The sequence below is a fragment of the Streptosporangium sp. NPDC023963 genome (genome assembly GCF_040639135.1).
Lineage (GTDB): Bacteria > Actinomycetota > Actinomycetes > Streptosporangiales > Streptosporangiaceae > Streptosporangium.
Genome location: NZ_JBEZZK010000003.1, coordinates 279229 through 295986, shown reverse-complemented (window position 1 = coordinate 295986; position 16758 = coordinate 279229). Strand labels below are relative to the sequence as shown.

Here is a 16758-nt window from a genome sequence, read left to right as displayed (position 1 = left end):
ATCGCCGTCACGGCGGCGGGTGTCGCCGCGGCCTTCGTCGGAGCCGGTCTGGTCGCCATCCGCGTACGGCCTCGCAACCGGATCGGGCCGTTGATGATCGTTGTTGGCCTGCTCTGGCTCCTCGCCAGGTTCGCGCCCCTGCCGGCGGCGGCGGGCGGTGTCCTTACGGCGCTGGCGGGCACGTGGGCGGCGGTGCTCGCGCATCTGGTGGTGGCGTTTCCCACCGGGCGCCTCGGCGCGCGGCTGCCGCGCGCCGTCGTCGGAACGGCGTACCTGAGCGTGGCCGGTGTCGCGGTGCTGGGCACGACCGGGCTCGCGCCGAGCGCGGTGGTCCAGGGCGCCGCGGCGGCGGGCGCCGTGCTGAGCGGCCTGGCCGTGATGGGCCTGCAGGTGAGCCGGTGGCGTGACAGCACCGTGACAAGGCGCCGGTCGCTCAATCCCGTGTTCGCCGCCGCCGTGGTGGCGACGGCGCTGTTCGTGGCGCTCAAGCCGGTGGTGATCGCCGGTGTGGCGGTACAGGGTCTGACACCGGTGATGCAGACGGCACTCGCCGCCGTCCCGCTGGCGTACGTGGGCGGTCTCCTGCGGCGGCGCATCGACCGTGGCGGGATCGCCGGGCTGGTCGTCCACCTTCGCGGCGTCTCGCGGCCGACGGGCATCCAGCGAGCCCTGGCCGGGGTCCTCCACGACCCGACCCTGCAGGTCGGGTACTGGACGCCGGAGTCGAGCCGGTACGTGGACGTCGACGGCCGGGTCCTGCCCCTGCCGGACGGCGGCGACCGCGTGGCGACACGCGTCGACCACGACGGCGCTCCGCTCGCGCTGCTGGTGCACGATCCGGTGTTGCTGGACGACCCCGAGCTGGTCGAGGCCGCCTGCGCCGCGGCCGCGCTGGCCCTGTCGAACGAGCGGCTGACCGCCGAGCTGAGGGCGGGGCTGCACCAGCTCGCCGAGTCGCGTGGCCAGGTTCTGCGCGCGGCCGAGACGGAACGCCGGCGGCTGGAGCGGGACCTGCACGACGGCGTGCAGCAACGGCTCCTGTCCATCCCCATGACGCTCGGCCTGGCGGAGTCGAGGCTGACCACCCATCCGGACCAGGCGCGGGCGCTCGTCGGCGAGGCGAAGACCACCACACTGGCCGTTCTCGACGAGTTGCGGGCCCTGTCGCAGGGCATCCACCCGCCGATGCTGACCGAGCGCGGCCTGCGCGGTGCCGTCCGGGAGCTGGCCGCGCTCGCACCGGTGCCCCTGCGGCTGTCGTTCGAGATCCCGGCGCCGTTGCCGGCGGAGATCGAGACGACGGCGTACTACGTGGTCGCCGAGGCGGTGGCCAATATCACCAAGCACGCCGGCGCGCGGGAGGCACGGGTGCGCGTCGAGCACCGGGGCGGGCGGTTGCTGGTCGAGATATCCGACGACGGCCGCGGCGGGGCCGACCCGGCCCGCGGATCCGGGTTGCGCGGGCTCGCCGACCGGGTGGCGGCCACCGGCGGAACCCTCAGGACGCACAGCCCCGCCGGTGACGGCACCCTGGTCCAGGCGGTGCTGCCATGCGGGTAGTCATCGCCGAGGACAACATGCTGCTGCGCGAGGGGCTCGCCCGGCTACTGGCCGAGAGCGGCTTCGACGTCGTGTCGGCCGTCGCCGACTCCACGGCGCTGCTGACCGAGGTGGCGCGGCACCGCCCGGACGTGGCCATCGTCGACATCCGCCTGCCCCCCACCCAGACCGATGAGGGGCTGCGGGCGGCCCGGGAGATCCGCCGGCGCCATCCCGGCACCGGGGTGCTCGTCTTATCCCAATATGTACGGGTCAGCTACACCGTCGAACTGCTCGACGACGGCGCCCACGGTGTCGGCTACCTGCTCAAGGACAGGGTGTCCGACCTGGCGGGGTTCGCGGCGTCGGTCCGGCAGGTGGGCGGCGGCGGTTCGGCGTTCGACCCGATCGTCGTCGACCAGCTGGTCGGCCGGCACGACCGCGCCGACGACCCGTTGCGCGCGCTCACCGGCCGCGAGCGAGAGGTCCTCGCGCTGATGGCCGAGGGCCGCACCAACCAGGCCGTCGCGGAACGGATCGGCATCGCCGAGCGGACCGTGGAGAAGCACTGCACGAGCATCTTCGCCAAGCTCGGGCTGCGGGCGAGCGCCGACGACCACCGCCGGGTGCTCGCCGTCCTGCGTTACCTCAACACCTAGCCTGCCGTGGTCGCGGGGGACGGTTAACCGTCCCCGGGTGGGTGCTGCCCGGCTTCCGGCGCCGGTGCCGCCGTCGCACACTCGGACGTCAGACGACTCGGACGTCCGAGGCCCCCGGCCTCTGATGGGACGTCCGATCGCCCGGAGAAGAGGAGAGGACGGCGATGTCCGCCATGACGACGAGGAACGCGACGACCACGGCCCGGTGGGTGATCGTCGCGCTGACGGGGACGATGATCTACTACTTCGTCACCTCGAACGCGATACGCCCCGGGAACCCGTTCCTGGTGCCCGACATGATTCTCACGGTGCTCCTGCCCGCCTCGGCCGCTTTCCGCGGCCGGTTCGCCGTGCCGGCGATGATATTCGCCCTCGCCTGGTCGGCGGCCGTCTGGACCGTGTCGCTCTGCACGTACATCACGCGTGGAGCCTTCGCGGACGGAGCGAACCACCTCGCCCTGATCATCCCCAGCGTCGTGGCCGCAGGGCTGCTGGCGGCCGGCGCGGGACACCGCAACGACACACGACAAGCGCTGCAAGAACCTAAGAGGTATCCGCAGCTATAAAGCAAGATTACGAAACTATTTCGCAGGAGCCTTGTGGAACGAGGCATCGGAGTCCTACTGTCACCTCACCCTCGTGGCGTTCGCTCCGCCCCGAGTGCCTTCAGGTGTTCACCCCCCGAGAGAAACGAGCATCCGATGTCACGGAGCATCACAGGAGCTGTGGCGAGATGGACCGGCAGGCCACCGCGAAGGGCGTCGGCGGCGGTCGCGGCGGTGGTCGCGGCCTCCGTCGGTCTCGCCGTCGTCCCCGGCGCCCCGGCCCTCGCCGGCACGGGCGGGGCACCGGCTCCCGTGGTGACGCGCGCCGCCCTCGACCCGTCGCTCGTCGCGGGCCGCGGCGCGAGTGTCGCCTTCGCCGAGCAGGAGGCGGAGAACGCCACGACGAACGGCACGGCCATCGGCCCGGACCGTGCCGCGTACACGCTGGCGGGGGAGGCGTCCGGCCGCAAGGCGGTCAGGCTGACACCGGGCCGGCACGTCGAGTTCACGCTGCCGAAGACGGCCAACGCGATCACCGTGCGTTACAGCATCCCGGACGCCCCCGGCGGGGGCGGCATCACCGCGCCGCTCGACGTCACGGTGAACGGCGGGGGCAAGAAGACGATGACCCTCACGTCGCAGTACTCGTGGCTGTACAACCAGTATCCGTTCACGAACGACCCGAACGCCGACCTGCTGCACCCCGACTGGTGGATCACCGAGTGCGCCTGCGTGCCCAGCGCCACGACGCCCGCCCCGACGATCACGAAGCCGTTCCGCCCGACCCACTTCTACGACGAGCAGCGTCTCCTGCTCGGCAGGACGTACCGCGCGGGTGACAAGGTGCGGCTCACCGTCCCGGCCGGGAGCAACGCGGCGTGGACGGTCATCGACCTGCTCGACTCCGAGCTCGTCGGCGCGCCGCACGTCAGGCTCGTCGCGGCGAACGTGCTGGCGTTCGGCGCCGACCCGCTGGGCAGGCGCGACTCCGCCGACGCGATCGACAGGGCGATCGCCTTCGCCAAGCGCAACCGCCTCAAGGTCTACATCCCGCCGGGCGTCTACCAGGTGAACCGCCACATCATCGTCGACAACGTGACGATCGAGGGCGCCGGCAACTGGTACACGATCATCAAGGGCAAGGAGGTCACCCTCCCCGCCCCGGCCCCCGACGGCTCGGTGCACACCGGCGTCGGCTTCTACGGCAAGGACGCGGCGGACGGCGGCAGCAGGAACGTGCACCTGTCCGGCTTCGCGATCGAGGGCGACGTCCGCGAGCGCATCGACACCGACCAGGTGAACGGCATCGGCGGGGCGCTGAGCGACTCGACCGTCGACGGCCTCTACATCCACCGCACCAAGGTGGGCATGTGGTTCGACGGGCCGATGAGGAACCTGAAGATCACGAACAACATCATCGTCGACCAGATCGCCGACGCCCTCAACTTCCACGGCGGTGTCACGGACTCGGTCGTGTCGAACAACTTCACCCGCAACACCGGTGACGACGGCCTCGCCCTGTGGTCCGAGAAGATCGCCAACGCCCGCAACACGTTCGACCGGAACACCGTGCAGACGCCGACCCTCGCGAACGGCATCGCCGTCTACGGCGGCACGGACAACACCGTCTCGAACAACCTCGTCGCCGACCCGATCCGCGAGGGCAGCGGCATCCACGTCGGCTCCCGCTTCGGCGCCGAGGCGTTCGCCGGAAAACTGTCGATCAAGGACAACACCACGGTCCGGGCCGGCACCTACGAGCTGAACTGGAACATCGGCCTGGGGGCCATCTGGCTCTACGCGCTCGACAAGAACATCGAGGCGGACATCCAGGTCGTCGGGAACCACTTCCTCGACAACACCTACAACGCGATCATGCTGGTCAGCGACTGGGGCGTGAAGGACCTCTACTCGATCACGAACGTCCACTTCAAGGACATCAGGGTCGACGGCACCGGTACCTCCGTGGTCAGCGCCCGGGTGAAGGGATCGGCCTCCTTCGAGAACGTGGACGCCCGCAACGTCGGCGCGGTCGGCGTCAACAACTGCGGCTCGTTCAACTTCCCGCCCACCGGCTCTGAGTTCTCGCTGACGGACCTCGGCGGCAACGACGGGGGCGGCACCACCGGAGCCTGGCTCGCCCCGTGGATGCTGCCGAACACCATCACCTGCGACGACCGCCCGCCGGTCGTCGCGCCGCCGGCGCCGTCCCCGTGGTGATCCCGTGATGAGTCCGCGGTGATCCTTCGCCGCGGCGCGTCTCCGACGTCGTCGACCTGACCGGCCGGCCGCCCGGGAGTCCCCGGGCGGCCGGCCGTTCTCCGTACCGGCCGAGGCGCGCGTCGCCACGACGGCCGGCCGGGCGGGCACACCGGTGACCGGTGATCGGGGCGTCAGACGCCTCGGCGCATCGACCTGGTGCCGACCATCAGGCCCACCGCGGCGACGGCGCAGGCGCAGAGCGTCCCGTACAGCACTGACATGTCCGCGAAACGGCCGGAGAACAGCGCCCGCTCCGCCTCGACGACGTAGGAGACCGGATTCAGCGCGGCGACGGCCCGGAGCCACCCCGGGCCCGAGTCCACCGGCAGCAGCACCCCCGACAGCAGCATCAGCGGGAACATCACCAGCTGGGTGACCCCGTAGAACAGGTCACCGCCCGGGCTGGACGCGATCGCGAGGGCGAAGGAGAGCGCGCCCAGGCCGATCCCGAACACGGTCAGCACCGCCAGGCCGGCCAGCATGCCCGTCAGGTGCGGGCGGAATCCCAGGGGCATCGCGAGGACGACGATCAGCGTGCCCTGGGCCAGCAGGATGGCGAACTCCTTCATCGTCCGGCCGATCAGCATGGCCGTGCGGTTCAGCGGGGTGACCAGCATGCGCTCCATCGAACCGCCGATCAGATCGATCAGCAGGGAGTATCCGGCCATCATCGGCCCGGACAGGCACATCATGATCAGAATGCCGGGCACGAACCACTGCCACGGCGAGCCCTGCCCCTCGAAGCTTCCCGTTCCCGCGAGCAGCGGGCCGAACAGGAACAGGAACAGCAGCGGCTGGCCCATGGTGAAGAGGAGCCCGAGGGGTTCGCGCACCACGGGGGCGAACTCGCGGGAGAAGACGGTTCCGGTGTCACGGAGGAACTGCGCGTTCACGGTGGGGCCTTTCTGGCCGGTGGGGGACAGGGCCGGGGGGCCGGGCAGGGCGGGGCCGGGGAGGGGGATCGCGGGGGAGGGACGCCGCCGGGCGAGGCGGGCAAGGCGGGCAGGGCGGGGCTGGAGAGGGGGATCGCGGGGGAGGTGGGCGGGGCGGGCGGGGCGGTGACGGTCAAACACCGCTCGTGGCGTTCGGGAGCCCGCCGGCCTCGGCCGGGAGTTCGCCGGTCTCGTCGCTCTCGCGCAGGCTGCGGCCGGTCAGCGCGAGGAACACGTCGTCCAGCGTGGGACGGGTGGTCTCGGCGGTGCCGACCTTCACCCCGGAGGACTCCAGCGCCCGGAGACACTCCGGCAGCGCCGCGCCCGCGTGGGGCACCCGCAGCCGCACCGTCGTCCCGTCGACGGTGACCGCGCCGGGACCGGCGATCCGCTCGGCGATCCCGGCGGCCCTCGCCGCCGCCGGCCCGTCGTGGACGGTGATCGTGACGCGGTCACCGGCCAGGTCGCTTTTCAGCCGCTCGGCCGTCCCGTCGGCGATGATCCGGCCGTGGTCGATGATCACCACTCGCTCGGCCATGCTGTCGGCCTCCTCCAGGTAGTGGGTGGTCAGGAAGAGGGTCGTGCCGTGCAGCTCGCGCAGCCGCAGGATGTGCTCCCAGATGTTGGCGCGGCTCTGCGGGTCGAGACCGGTCGAGGGCTCGTCCAGGAACAGCAGCTCGGGCCGGTGAACGAGCCCCAGGGCGATGTCGAGGCGGCGGCGCTGGCCGCCGGACAGGGTGCCGGGCTTGCGGGTGGCCAGCGGCTCCAGGTCCAGCAGGCCGAGGATCTCGTCGGCCCGCCGGCGCGCCTCCGGCCCGCGGAGGCCGTAGCAGCGCGCCTGGGTCACCAACTCGTCGCGGACGCGGAAGTTCTCGCCCGAGCCGTTCTTCTGGCCGACGTACCCGATGCGGGCGCGGACCCCCGCCGGGTCCGACACGACGTCGCGGCCCGCGACGATCGCGGTTCCCGACGTCGGCGGGAGCAGGGAGGTCAGCATCCGCAGGCTGGTGGACTTCCCGGCACCGTTGGGACCGAGAAAGGCCACCAGCTGGCCCGCCTCCACATCGATGTCGAGGCCGCGTACGGCGTCGACGCTTCCCTTCCTCACCTTGAATCGCCGGGTCAGCCCTCGGGCATGGATCATCGTCCCCTCCTCGGGGTGGGCGCGGGCGGTGGATGGCATGCCGAACAGACCCCTGGTCGGGGGCTCGGCTGGAGATGCTTCATCCTTGACCAGGCGATCCGGGTTTGGCAAACGTGAAACGTATGTTCACGTTCTGTCTGACCTGCGGAAACGTGCCCCCGCGTGGCGTGCCGCGCGGCACCGCCGAGCTTCGCCCCGAACCGGTCCACCCGCGCTGACGTGGGCTTTTCATGAATCCCGGGAAAAAGATGAGAAAAGCGCGGATCTTCCGCCGCGCGCCCGCCGGACCCCGGTGGTCAGTTCCCCCCGGAACGCGCGGGTACGTGGGCGAGGCCGGGCTCCGGGGAGTCCTCCCGGTGGCGCCGGAGCAGGCTGTCGATCGCCCACGGGCCCGCGCCCAGCACGGCGATGAGCAGGAACGACCAGCAGAACATCGCCGACGGCTCGCCGCCGTTGCGCAGCGGCAGGAGCTCCTGCGGCAGGTGCACCACGAAGAACGCGTACGCCATCGAACCGGACGCGAGGATCGCGGCGGGGCGGGTGAGGAATCCGGCGAGGACGAGCCCGCCGCAGAGCACCTGGATGAGCGCGGCCCACCAGCCGGGCCAGACCGCGAAGTCGACGGCCCGGCCGGTGGCGGGGTTGCCGCCGAAGACGCCGAACATCGACGCCACGCCGTGGCACAGGAAGAGGAAGCCCGTCACCATGCGGAAGAGCGAGAGCACCGGCCCGCCGAATCGGTCGATGTTCATCGAATCACCCCTGTTGTCGCGGTGCGAGGCCGGTCCTCCGTCCAGCCTCGCACCGCCGCTGTCCCAGGACGCGCCCACGCGCGGGTCCTGGTGATCCCCTGTCAAGATTTGGCGTCGCCGGGGTACATCAGGGTCTCCGTGAAACCCGGCGCGGTCCGATCGCGTAACCACGACAGTTCGGTGGGGGGCACACCGGCTCCTGTCGGGGTGCGGTCGTATCGATTCGATCCGTCGAGGATCTCAGGGTAGGAGCCGGTCCTCCGCTGTCAAGGCGGCTCCTCCCGCGTCGGCCGTGGCCGGTGCCGGTGGCGATGATCATGCATGTCGGCGGCGGCGACGGTCTCGGCGTTTCGACAGGCAGGCGGGGAGAGCTTTCCCGGCGCGGGTCTCGCGGGCGGCACGGCGGGCAGGCACAGCCCTCGCGTGAGAGATGAAAGTTTCATACTCATCGCGCGTCAGAATGATGGATTTTGCGGTCTGAAGCCTTCCTGGTCGGGAAAGGTGATTCACCCACGATGCGATTGTCACTCTTGACAGCGATAGACGTCCAGGTTGGGGCAGGAAAAGATCAACGCAGGTAGCGGACGAGCTTGCGCGCGTTCATGGATTAGCCCGCTTAGCAGGGACTCCTAGGTATGTCTGTTTTGCCGCGGGAACGATCCGCACCTCCGCTGGAGGCTTCCTGTCACTCACGCTGTCGCTCACGCCGTACGTCGTCCGCCGGCGACTCGGGACCGGTGGCCGGCGCCCGGCAGGAGTGAGCGGCGCCGGAAACCGTGCGTTTACTTCCGTAACACACGTTGTTGACATCACTGACAGCGAGATCTAGGCTGCGGTCGAATCGATTCGATGATGGACATCCTGGTTTTCGCGCCACCCTCCCCCCCACGAAGCCATTCCACTCACATGTGCGCACAGCGCCCACGAGTGAGGAGAGTCCAAGATGAACGTTGGCGACATCCTCCGCCGAGCCCGGCTGTGGCCTTCCACTCCATCGCTCCCGGCCCATCCACTCCGCCCCTCCCCGTCCGAGGAGCCACGTGGACCCTCCCCGTCCGAGGAGTCACGTACGGGCATCGCACCCGGCAGGCGGCACAGGAGCCGCCGCGCGATCGCCGCCTTTCTCGCCGTCGGCGCGCTCGTCGCGGGTCCCGTCGTGACGTCCGCCACGCCGGCCCAGGCCGCGGACCAGTCCATCGCCGTCGACTTCTCCGCCGGCGGCGGCACCCCGACCTACCGTGCCTCCGGTTGGATCTACGGCATGACCGAGAACGCGGCCGGCCCGCCCGACCAGTTCTTCACCGACGTGAGGTTCCGGTACATGCGGGCCGGTGGGGCACAGCTCGACGGCCCGGGCGGCTGGGTGTCGGGCAAGTACGACCGCCGGTGGAACGCCACCCGCGCCCAGTTGCTGCGCACCCGGTCACTGGGCGGGGAGTTCATCCTGCTCGTCCACGACCTCTGGGGCGCCGACGGCTACCCGATCTCGCGCTTCCCCGGCGACAACGGCAACTGGACGGACTACGACAACTTCCTCACCCGCCTGATCAACGACGTGCGGGCGACGGGTGCCCCGGTGCAGTGGGACCTGTGGAACGAGCCCAACATCACGCTGTTCTGGAACCGCCCCCAGTCCCAGTACTTCGAGCTGTGGCGACGCACCTACCAGCGCATCCGGGCCGCGTTCCCGGCGCAGCTCATCGTCGGGCCGAGCTGCGCGTGCGTGCCGTCCACCGGCCACGCCTTCTGGAACCAGTACCTCGACTACGTCAAGGCCAACAACGTGGTCCCCGACATCATCAGCTGGCACTCCCTGCCGGGCGACCCGGTGGCCAACGTGGCGGCGGCCGACACCACGCTGAACTCCCGTGGCATCGCGCACCCGCGGCCCTACCAGATCAACGAGTACGGGGCGTCCAACGAGCAGAACCCCGCCGACGGGGCCTGGTACATCGCCCGCCTGGAGCGGGCCGGCGCCGACGGCCTGCGCGCCAACTGGGCGGGCGGCGGGAACCTGCACAACGACCTCGGCAACCTGCTCGTCCGCAACTCGGCGGGCCAGTACCAGCCGAAGGGCGAATGGTGGGCCTACCGCTTCTACGGCTCGCAGACCGGCCAGATCGCGTCCGTCACCCCCAGCGCCTCGTACGACGCGTTCGCCACCAAGGCGGCGGGGTCGGCCAAGATCCTGGTCGGCGGCGGCACCACGACCGGCAACATCGCCGTCAACCTGCGGCGCCTGGACGCCACGAGCGGCATCGTGGAGAACAACCAGGTGCGGGTCGTCGCCGAGCGCATCCCCCACAACGGCGGCGGCGCCGTCACGGCTCCGGTCACCGTCCAGAACTCCGTGGTGACCCTGTCCGGCAACGGCACGACGGTCAACCTGCCGCACACCGCCATCGACGACTCCTACACCATCACGCTGCTGCCGCCCTCCTCCGGCCCCGGCAACGGGTCGACGTCGGTGTTGCGCAACGTCAACGCCGGCCGGTGCCTGGACGTCCCGAACGCGACCACCACCAACGGCACCCAGACCCAGCTGTGGGACTGCGGCAGCGGCACCAACCAGCAGTGGACCCTGACCTCCTCCAAGCAATTGCAGGTGTACGGCAACAAGTGCCTGGACGCCAACGGCCAGGGCACCGCCAACGGCACCCAGGCGATCATCTGGGACTGCAACGGCGGCACCAACCAGCAGTGGAACGTCAACGCCGACGGCAGCATCACCGGCGTGCAGTCCGGCAAGTGCCTGGAGGCGAGCAACTTCGGGACCGGCAACGGCACCAAGGTCCAGCTGTGGTCCTGCACCGGCACGAGCAGCCAGAAATGGACCAGGAGCTGACCCGCTGACCGGCGAGGCTCACCGGGGTTCGCAGGGAATCCGTTTCTTCGATGAGACGCGCCTCCGGACGTCGCGGGACGACCCGCGCCTCCGGAGGACGCGGTCCGGCAAGAAGGAGGCATCATGCCCCTCGCAAGCTTGAGAAGGGCGCTCGCGGCCGGTGCGAGCGCGCTCGTCGCCGCCGCCTGCCTGACCGGCGGCGGTACGGCCCAGGCCGCCACCACCGGCCCGTGTGACATCTACGCCTCGGGCGGGACGCCGTGCGTGGCGGCGCACAGCACCACCCGGGCGCTGTACGGCACCTACAACGGCCCGCTGTACCAGGTGCGCCGTTCCTCGGACAACACCGTCCGCGACGTCGGCGTGCTGAGCGCGGGCGGGGTGGTCAACGCCGCCACCCAGGACGCGTTCTGCGCCGGCACCAACTGTGTCATCACCGTCCTGTACGACCAGTCCGGCCGCAACAACCGCCTGACCCAGGCGCCGCCCGGCTTCTGGCCCGGCCCCGGTCCCGGTGGATGGGACAACCTCGCCGACGCGAAGGCGGCCCCGATCACCGTCGGCGGCCAGAAGGCCTACGGCGTCCGCATCGAACCCGGCACCGGGTACCGCAACAACAACACCAACGGTGTGGCGACCGGCGACCAGCCCGAGGGCATCTACGCCGTCGTCGACGGCACGCACTACAACCAGTGGTGCTGCTTCGACTACGGCAACGCGCAGACCGACGGCCAGGCCGACGAGCGCGCCATCATGGAGACCGTCTACTTCGGCGCCAACAAACAGTGGGGCTACGGGGCCGGAGCCGGACCCTGGATCATGGCCGACCTGGAGTGGGGACTGTTCTCCGGGGTGAACGCGGGCTACAACAACCTCGCGCCCATCAACCACCGTTTCGTCACCGCCATCGTCAAGGGCGAGCCGAACCACTGGGCGATCCGGGGCGGCAACGCCCAGTCGGGCGGCCTGACCACCTACTTCGACGGGCGGCGCCCCGACGGCTACCACCCGATGAAGAAGGAGGGCGCCATCCTGCTCGGCATCGGCGGCGACAACAGCGTCTCCGGCCGCGGCACCTTCTTCGAGGGCGTGCTGACCTCCGGCTACCCGTCGGAGGCCACCGAGAACGCGGTCCAGGCCAACATCGCCGCCGCCGGCTACGCGCCGTCCGGCGGCACCCCCACCCAGGGCGTCCAGCTCGTCGGCGCCCAGTCCGGCCGCTGCCTGGACGTGCCCAACGCCAGCACCGCCAACGGCACCCAGACCCACCTGTGGGACTGCGGCGGCGGCACCAACCAGCGCTGGACCCACACCTCCTCCAAGCAGCTGCAGGTGTACGGCAACAAGTGCCTGGACGCCAACGGCCAGGGCACCGCCAACGGCACCCAGGCGATCATCTGGGACTGCAACGGCGGCACCAACCAGCAGTGGAACGTCAACGCCGACGGCAGCATCACCGGCGTGCAGTCCGGCAAGTGCCTGGAGGCGAGCAACTTCGGGACCGGCAACGGGACCAAGGTCCAGCTGTGGTCCTGCACCGGCACGAGCAGCCAGAAATGGAGCCTGCGTAGCTGACCCGCCGGCACGCGGGGGATCCGGACTCCGTGCGGCCCCGGCCGCGCCGGTCTGCGGGCCGGCGCGGGCCGGCGCGGGCCGGCGCGGTGCTCGCGGGTCAGGCGAGGCTGACGCGGGGGCGCGCCGGTCCGGTCGACTCGCGCAGCGAGATCGGCGGGGCGGCGAGCAGCCGGCGATGCGGGAGGCGGGGATCGGCGATGCGCTGGATGAGCAGCTCGACGGCGTGCGCGCCCAGCTCGTCGGCCAGGATGTCGGCCGCGGTGAGCGGCGGGTGCAGGTTCTCCGCCCAGTGCCGGGCGGCGACCCCGGTGAGCGAGAAATCGCCGGGCACCGCGAGATGGGCGTGCGCCAGCGCGCGTTGCATGCCGGGCATGGCGGCCTCGTTGATGGTGGCGATGGCGGTCAGCTCGGGGTGTGTGACCAGCAGCTTCTCGACGCAGGCCCGTCCCGCCTGGGCGTCGTCGGCGCAGCAGACCTGCACGCCCTCCAGGCCGCGCTCGGCGACGGCGCGGGTGAAGCCGAGCTGCGCTCGATGGCCGGGGCCGTACCCGGCGGCGACCAGCTCGGCCGAGCGGTTGATCAGGGCGACGTGACGATGCCCCAGGTCGGCCAGATGACGGACACAGCGGGCGATCAACGTCTCGTAGTCGATGTCCACCCAGGTCATCTCGTCGGGCCGGCTGGTGTGGCCGATGCCGACGAACGGCAGCCCGACCTCCGCCAGGCGGGTGACCCGGTCGTCCTCCAGCCGGATCTCCATGAGGATGACCCCGTCGACGCGGGCACCGGTGACCACGCGCTCGAACGAGCGGTCGTGTTCCCCGCCGGACGGCGAGAGCAGCACGTCGAGGTCGGCGCGTGCGGCGGCGTCGACCACGCTGGCCACGAAGCCCAGCTGGGCGTCGGTGAGGCGCCGGCTGGCCGGGGGGATGACCAGCCCGATGGTGCGTGTCCTGCCCTCCTTGAGCGCTCTGGCCGCGGCGTTGGGGCGGTAGCCGAGCTCGTCGATGACCGCCTGGATGCGCTGCCGGGTCGCCTCCGCCACCGGCCGTTTGCCGCTCAACGCGTACGACACCGTGCTGCGGGACACGCCCGACCGCCTGGCGATCTCTCCGATGTTCACCGGCACTCCTCAGCGGACTTGGCCACGACGCCTCCCCATGGTAGATGGAATCGATTCGCCTGGAGGAGTCACGACCTGACCAGGAAGAACGGCTTCACGGGCGAGGATATCCCGGGTGACCCATTGACGTGCATACGACATCGCCTTAGGTTCAGTCGAACCGATTCGAGTAACCGGTTCGACGTCGGGCGGAAACAGGCACGTGACGCCGGTCGGCGGAGGCCGGAACCGTGCGAACGACGAACCTCGCCATCCCCACATCACCTGCCCCCGAAAGGACGGCCGGATCCATGTCGGCACCGAGATCAGCAGGATTGAGCAGGCGCACGCTCGGCGCGGGCCTGGCTCTCCTGGCCGCCAGTTGCCTGGCCGGCTGTTCGGCCACCTCCTCCACCGAGGGCACCGCGGCCACCGCGACGGCCCCCGGCAAGGCGGCGGGCGGCGGAACGTACACCATCTGGGACCCTTATCCGCAGTACGACAAGACCTCCGACTGGGTGAAGCTGCTGGACACCTGCGGCACCCAGGCCGGCGTGACGGTCGAACGCACGGGCTACGACACCACCGACCTGACCAACAAGGCGCTGCTCGCCGCGCAGCAGGGCAACGCCCCCGACGTGCTCATCGTCGACAACCCGGTGGTGTCGACGCTCGCCGAGGCCGGCGTGCTGACCACGACCGCGGAGAACAAGCTCGACATCTCGGCGATCTCGCCCAACCTCATCGCGGCCGGGCAGAGCGGCGGCAACACCTACGGCGTCCCGATCGGGGCCAACACCCTGGCGCTCTACTACAACAAGGCGGTGCTCGACAAGGCGGGGGTGGAGATCGCCTCCGTCAAGGACTGGGCGTCGCTGACCGCGGCCCTGGAGAAGGTCAAGGCGGCGGGCAAGAAGGGCATCACGTTCTCCGCCATCGGCACCGAGGAAGGCAGCTTCCAGTTCCTGCCCTGGTTCTGGGGGTCGGGCGCGCAGCTCACCAAGCTCGACTCCCCGCAGGGCGTGTCGGCGGTGGCGCTGTGGACCGACTGGCTGAAGAAGGGGCTCGCCCCCAACTCGGTCATCAACAACACGCAGACCACCAGCTGGCAGGAGTTCGCGAGCGGTGATTACGCCTTCGCCGAGAACGGCACCTGGCAGCTGGCGGGCGCCAAGGAGACCGGCTTCAAGTACGGGATCATCCCGGTGCCGGCCAAGGACGGCGGAACCGCGGCGGCGCCCACCGGCGGCGAGTTCGTCAGCGTCCCCGTCCAGCAGGACACGGCGCGCTACGCCACCTCCCAGAAGCTGGTGACGTGCCTGACCAGCACCGACAACTCCTTCGCCACGGCGACGGCGCTGTCGTACATCGCGCCCACCGACCAGGTCCAGACCCGGCAGAGCACCGAGAATCCCGAGCTCAAGGTGTGGGTGGAGGCGGTCAAGGCGGCCAAGGGCCGTACCGGCGACGACCTCGGCACCAAGTACCCGAAGATCTCCGAGCCGATGTGGGGCGCGGTGCAGGCGGCGCTGAGCGGGGCCAAGAGCCCCCAGCAGGCGATGACCGACGCGCAGACCGCGGCGGCGAGCGCGATCCAGTAGGCCCGGATCATGAGTCGAACCGCCCAGGCGTCCACCCGGCGCCCGTCATCCGCCGGCGGCGGCCCCGTCCCGAACGGATCGGGCCGCCGGAAAGCGGCCCGGCGGGGGTCGGATCGGTGGGTGGCGTGGGGCTTCCTGGTACCGATCGTCGTCTATCTGCTGGTGTTCTACGCCTACCCGCTGTTCCGCAACGTGGAGCTGAGCCTGCGCGACTACACGGTGCGCTCGTTCGTCCAGGGTGACGCGCCCTTCACCGGGTTCGCCAACTACGCCGAAGTGCTCAAGGACGCCACGTTCGGGCCCGCGCTGTGGCAGACCGTGGTGTTCACCGTGGTGTCACTGGCCTTCCAGTTCACCGTCGGGCTCGCCCTGGCCATGTTCTTCGTCAGGAACTTCCCGCTGTCGGCGACGTTGCGCGCGCTGTTCCTGGTGCCGTGGCTGCTGCCGCTGATCGTGTCGTCCTCGACCTGGGCCTGGATGCTCAACAGCGATTCCGGCGTGGTCAACGCGGTGCTCGGCGCGTTCGGGGCCGGCCCGGTCAACTGGCTGACCTCGCCGGACTGGTCGCTGTGGTCGGTGATCGTCGCCAACATCTGGATCGGCGTCCCGTTCAACCTGGTGATCCTCTACTCCGGCCTCCAGTCGATCAGCCCGTCCGTCTACGAGGCCGCCGCCCTGGACGGCGCGTCGGGCCGGCAGCGGTTCTGGAGTGTGACCCTCCCCCTGCTGCGACCCGTCTCGGCGATCACGCTGCTGCTCGGGCTGGTCTACACGCTGAAGGTGTTCGACATCATCTGGATCATGACCAAGGGCGGGCCGAGCGGCTCCTCCACCACGTTCGCCACCTGGTCCTACCGGCTGGGTTTCGGGAACCTGGTGCCGTCCTTCGGCCCGGGGGCCGCGGTCGGCAACCTCCTGATCGCGATGGCGCTGGTCTTCGGGCTGTTCTACATCCGCCTCCAGCGAAGGCAGGACCTCTCGTGAGCACCCCGCGCCGCTGGTGGAAGACCCTGATCGGGCTCGCGCTGACCGGCGTGATGCTGTTCCCGGTCTACTGGATGATCAACGTGTCGTTCACCAGGGACCGGGACATGCGCAGGAGCCCGCCGTCGTGGTTCCCCGTACACGGCACCCTGGACGGTTACCGCGCGGTCCTCGACCAGCAGCTTCCCTACCTGGGCGTCAGCCTGGTGGTCGGGCTGGGGACGGTGCTGCTGACCCTGGCGATCGCGGCCCCGGCGGCGTACTCGCTGGCCAAGCTGCGCCCGCGCGGCGGTGGCGCGCTGAGCTTCGTGCTGCTGATCGCCCAGATGATCCCCGGGATCATCATGGCGATGGGCTTCTACGCCATGTTCCTCAACCTCGGCGTGCTCAACACCCTTCCCGGGCTGATCGTGGCCGACTCCACCCTCGCGGTCCCCTTCGCGGTCCTCATCCTCACCGCGTTCATGTCGGGCATCCCGCACGAACTCCTTCAGGCCGCCCGGGTGGACGGCGCCGGAGCCGTGCGGACCTTCTGGTCGATCGTCCTGCCGGTCAGCCGCAACGCGATCATCACGGTGTCGCTGTTCGCGTTCCTGTGGGCGTGGTCGGACTTCGTCTTCGCCAGCACGCTGGACGGCGGGGGAGACCACCAGCCGATCACCCTGGGCATCTACCACTACATCGGCAACAACAACCAGCAGTGGAACGCGATCATGGCCACCGCCGTCGTCGCGTCGATACCCGCCGTCGTTCTCCTCGTCATCGCACAGCGCTACGTCACCGCCGGCGTGACCGCGGGCGCCGTCAAGGACTGACCG

General features: G+C 70.4%; 13 protein-coding genes. 9 read left to right on the top strand and 4 right to left on the bottom strand.

All coding sequences use genetic code 11. The features are described from left to right. Positions 1-93 precede the first annotated feature (93 nt). The 4 genes from AB0F88_RS12575 (at position 94) to AB0F88_RS12560 (ending at position 4963) form a co-directional block, all read left to right on the top strand. Positions 94-1560 carry a sensor histidine kinase gene (locus tag AB0F88_RS12575; protein ID WP_362681404.1) on the top strand — a complete coding sequence of 489 codons (1467 nt, stop codon included), beginning with the start codon at positions 94-96 and terminating at the stop codon, positions 1558-1560. Next, entirely contained in the window at positions 1551-2198 is a 648-nt protein-coding gene (locus AB0F88_RS12570; RefSeq protein ID WP_362681401.1) for a response regulator transcription factor, read from the top strand. Before AB0F88_RS12575 ends, AB0F88_RS12570 begins: the two co-directional genes overlap by 10 nt. 164 nt (positions 2199-2362) lie before the next feature. Next, positions 2363-2764 (top strand): hypothetical protein, encoded by a 402-nt coding sequence (locus AB0F88_RS12565; RefSeq protein WP_362681398.1) that lies wholly within the window; start codon positions 2363-2365, stop codon positions 2762-2764. A 159-nt stretch (positions 2765-2923) separates the two neighbouring features. Next, positions 2924-4963, top strand: coding sequence for a glycosyl hydrolase family 28-related protein (locus AB0F88_RS12560; protein ID WP_362681395.1), 2040 nt, complete (start codon positions 2924-2926; stop codon positions 4961-4963). 173 nt (positions 4964-5136) lie between these two features. Here AB0F88_RS12560 and AB0F88_RS12555 read toward each other — a convergent pair whose 3' ends face one another. The 3 genes from AB0F88_RS12555 to AB0F88_RS12545 all read right to left on the bottom strand — a co-directional run bounded on the left by AB0F88_RS12555 (position 5137) and on the right by AB0F88_RS12545 (position 7833). Next, positions 5137-5898, bottom strand: a complete 762-nt coding sequence (locus tag AB0F88_RS12555) for an ABC transporter permease (RefSeq protein ID WP_362681392.1) — start codon at positions 5896-5898, stop codon at positions 5137-5139. Positions 5899-6070: 172 nt separating this feature from the next. Next, a complete protein-coding gene (locus tag AB0F88_RS12550; RefSeq protein WP_362681389.1) occupies positions 6071-7081 on the bottom strand; it encodes an ATP-binding cassette domain-containing protein in 1011 nt (336 codons plus the stop codon). 296 nt (positions 7082-7377) lie between these two features. Further along, a complete protein-coding gene (locus AB0F88_RS12545; protein WP_362681386.1) occupies positions 7378-7833 on the bottom strand; it encodes a DoxX family protein in 456 nt (151 codons plus the stop codon). Positions 7834-8776: 943 nt separating this feature from the next. Between AB0F88_RS12545 and AB0F88_RS12540 the strand changes: the two genes are divergently transcribed. Beyond that, the gene (locus AB0F88_RS12540; protein WP_362681383.1) at positions 8777-10678 is read left to right on the top strand and encodes a ricin-type beta-trefoil lectin domain protein; all 1902 of its coding nucleotides are present in this window, start codon (positions 8777-8779) and stop codon (positions 10676-10678) included. A 123-nt stretch (positions 10679-10801) separates the two neighbouring features. Continuing rightward, on the top strand, positions 10802-12253 hold the full coding sequence (locus tag AB0F88_RS12535) for an arabinofuranosidase catalytic domain-containing protein (RefSeq protein ID WP_362681380.1): 1452 nt from the start codon (positions 10802-10804) through the stop codon (positions 12251-12253). A 97-nt stretch (positions 12254-12350) separates the two neighbouring features. Here AB0F88_RS12535 and AB0F88_RS12530 read toward each other — a convergent pair whose 3' ends face one another. Further along, on the bottom strand, positions 12351-13376 hold the full coding sequence (locus tag AB0F88_RS12530) for a LacI family DNA-binding transcriptional regulator (RefSeq protein ID WP_362681377.1): 1026 nt from the start codon (positions 13374-13376) through the stop codon (positions 12351-12353). 314 nt (positions 13377-13690) lie between these two features. Between AB0F88_RS12530 and AB0F88_RS12525 the strand changes: the two genes are divergently transcribed. The 3 genes from AB0F88_RS12525 to AB0F88_RS12515 all read left to right on the top strand — a co-directional run bounded on the left by AB0F88_RS12525 (position 13691) and on the right by AB0F88_RS12515 (position 16755). Further along, positions 13691-14956, top strand: coding sequence for an extracellular solute-binding protein (locus AB0F88_RS12525; protein ID WP_362681374.1), 1266 nt, complete (start codon positions 13691-13693; stop codon positions 14954-14956). Between the two features lie 120 nt (positions 14957-15076). Continuing rightward, positions 15077-15940 carry a sugar ABC transporter permease gene (locus AB0F88_RS12520; protein WP_362681371.1) on the top strand — a complete coding sequence of 288 codons (864 nt, stop codon included), beginning with the start codon at positions 15077-15079 and terminating at the stop codon, positions 15938-15940. After that, complete coding sequence (locus tag AB0F88_RS12515; RefSeq protein WP_362681368.1) at positions 15937-16755, top strand: carbohydrate ABC transporter permease; 819 nt, start codon at positions 15937-15939, stop codon at positions 16753-16755. The genes AB0F88_RS12520 and AB0F88_RS12515 overlap by 4 nt, the downstream gene beginning before the upstream one ends. The last annotated feature ends 3 nt before the right edge of the window (positions 16756-16758 follow it).

Bases quoted from the DNA above. Each gene is read 5' to 3' on its own strand.
- AB0F88_RS12545 (WP_362681386.1), bottom strand. From the start codon at position 7,833: ATGAACATCGACCGATTCGGCGGGCCGGTGCTCTCGCTCTTCCGCATG.
- AB0F88_RS12540 (WP_362681383.1), top strand. From the start codon at position 8,777: ATGAACGTTGGCGACATCCTCCGCCGAGCCCGGCTGTGGCCTTCCACT.
- AB0F88_RS12570 (WP_362681401.1), top strand. From the start codon at position 1,551: ATGCGGGTAGTCATCGCCGAGGACAACATGCTGCTGCGCGAGGGGCTC.
- AB0F88_RS12535 (WP_362681380.1), top strand. From the start codon at position 10,802: ATGCCCCTCGCAAGCTTGAGAAGGGCGCTCGCGGCCGGTGCGAGCGCG.
- AB0F88_RS12565 (WP_362681398.1), top strand. From the start codon at position 2,363: ATGTCCGCCATGACGACGAGGAACGCGACGACCACGGCCCGGTGGGTG.
- AB0F88_RS12550 (WP_362681389.1), bottom strand. From the start codon at position 7,081: ATGATCCATGCCCGAGGGCTGACCCGGCGATTCAAGGTGAGGAAGGGA.
- AB0F88_RS12575 (WP_362681404.1), top strand. From the start codon at position 94: ATGATCGTTGTTGGCCTGCTCTGGCTCCTCGCCAGGTTCGCGCCCCTG.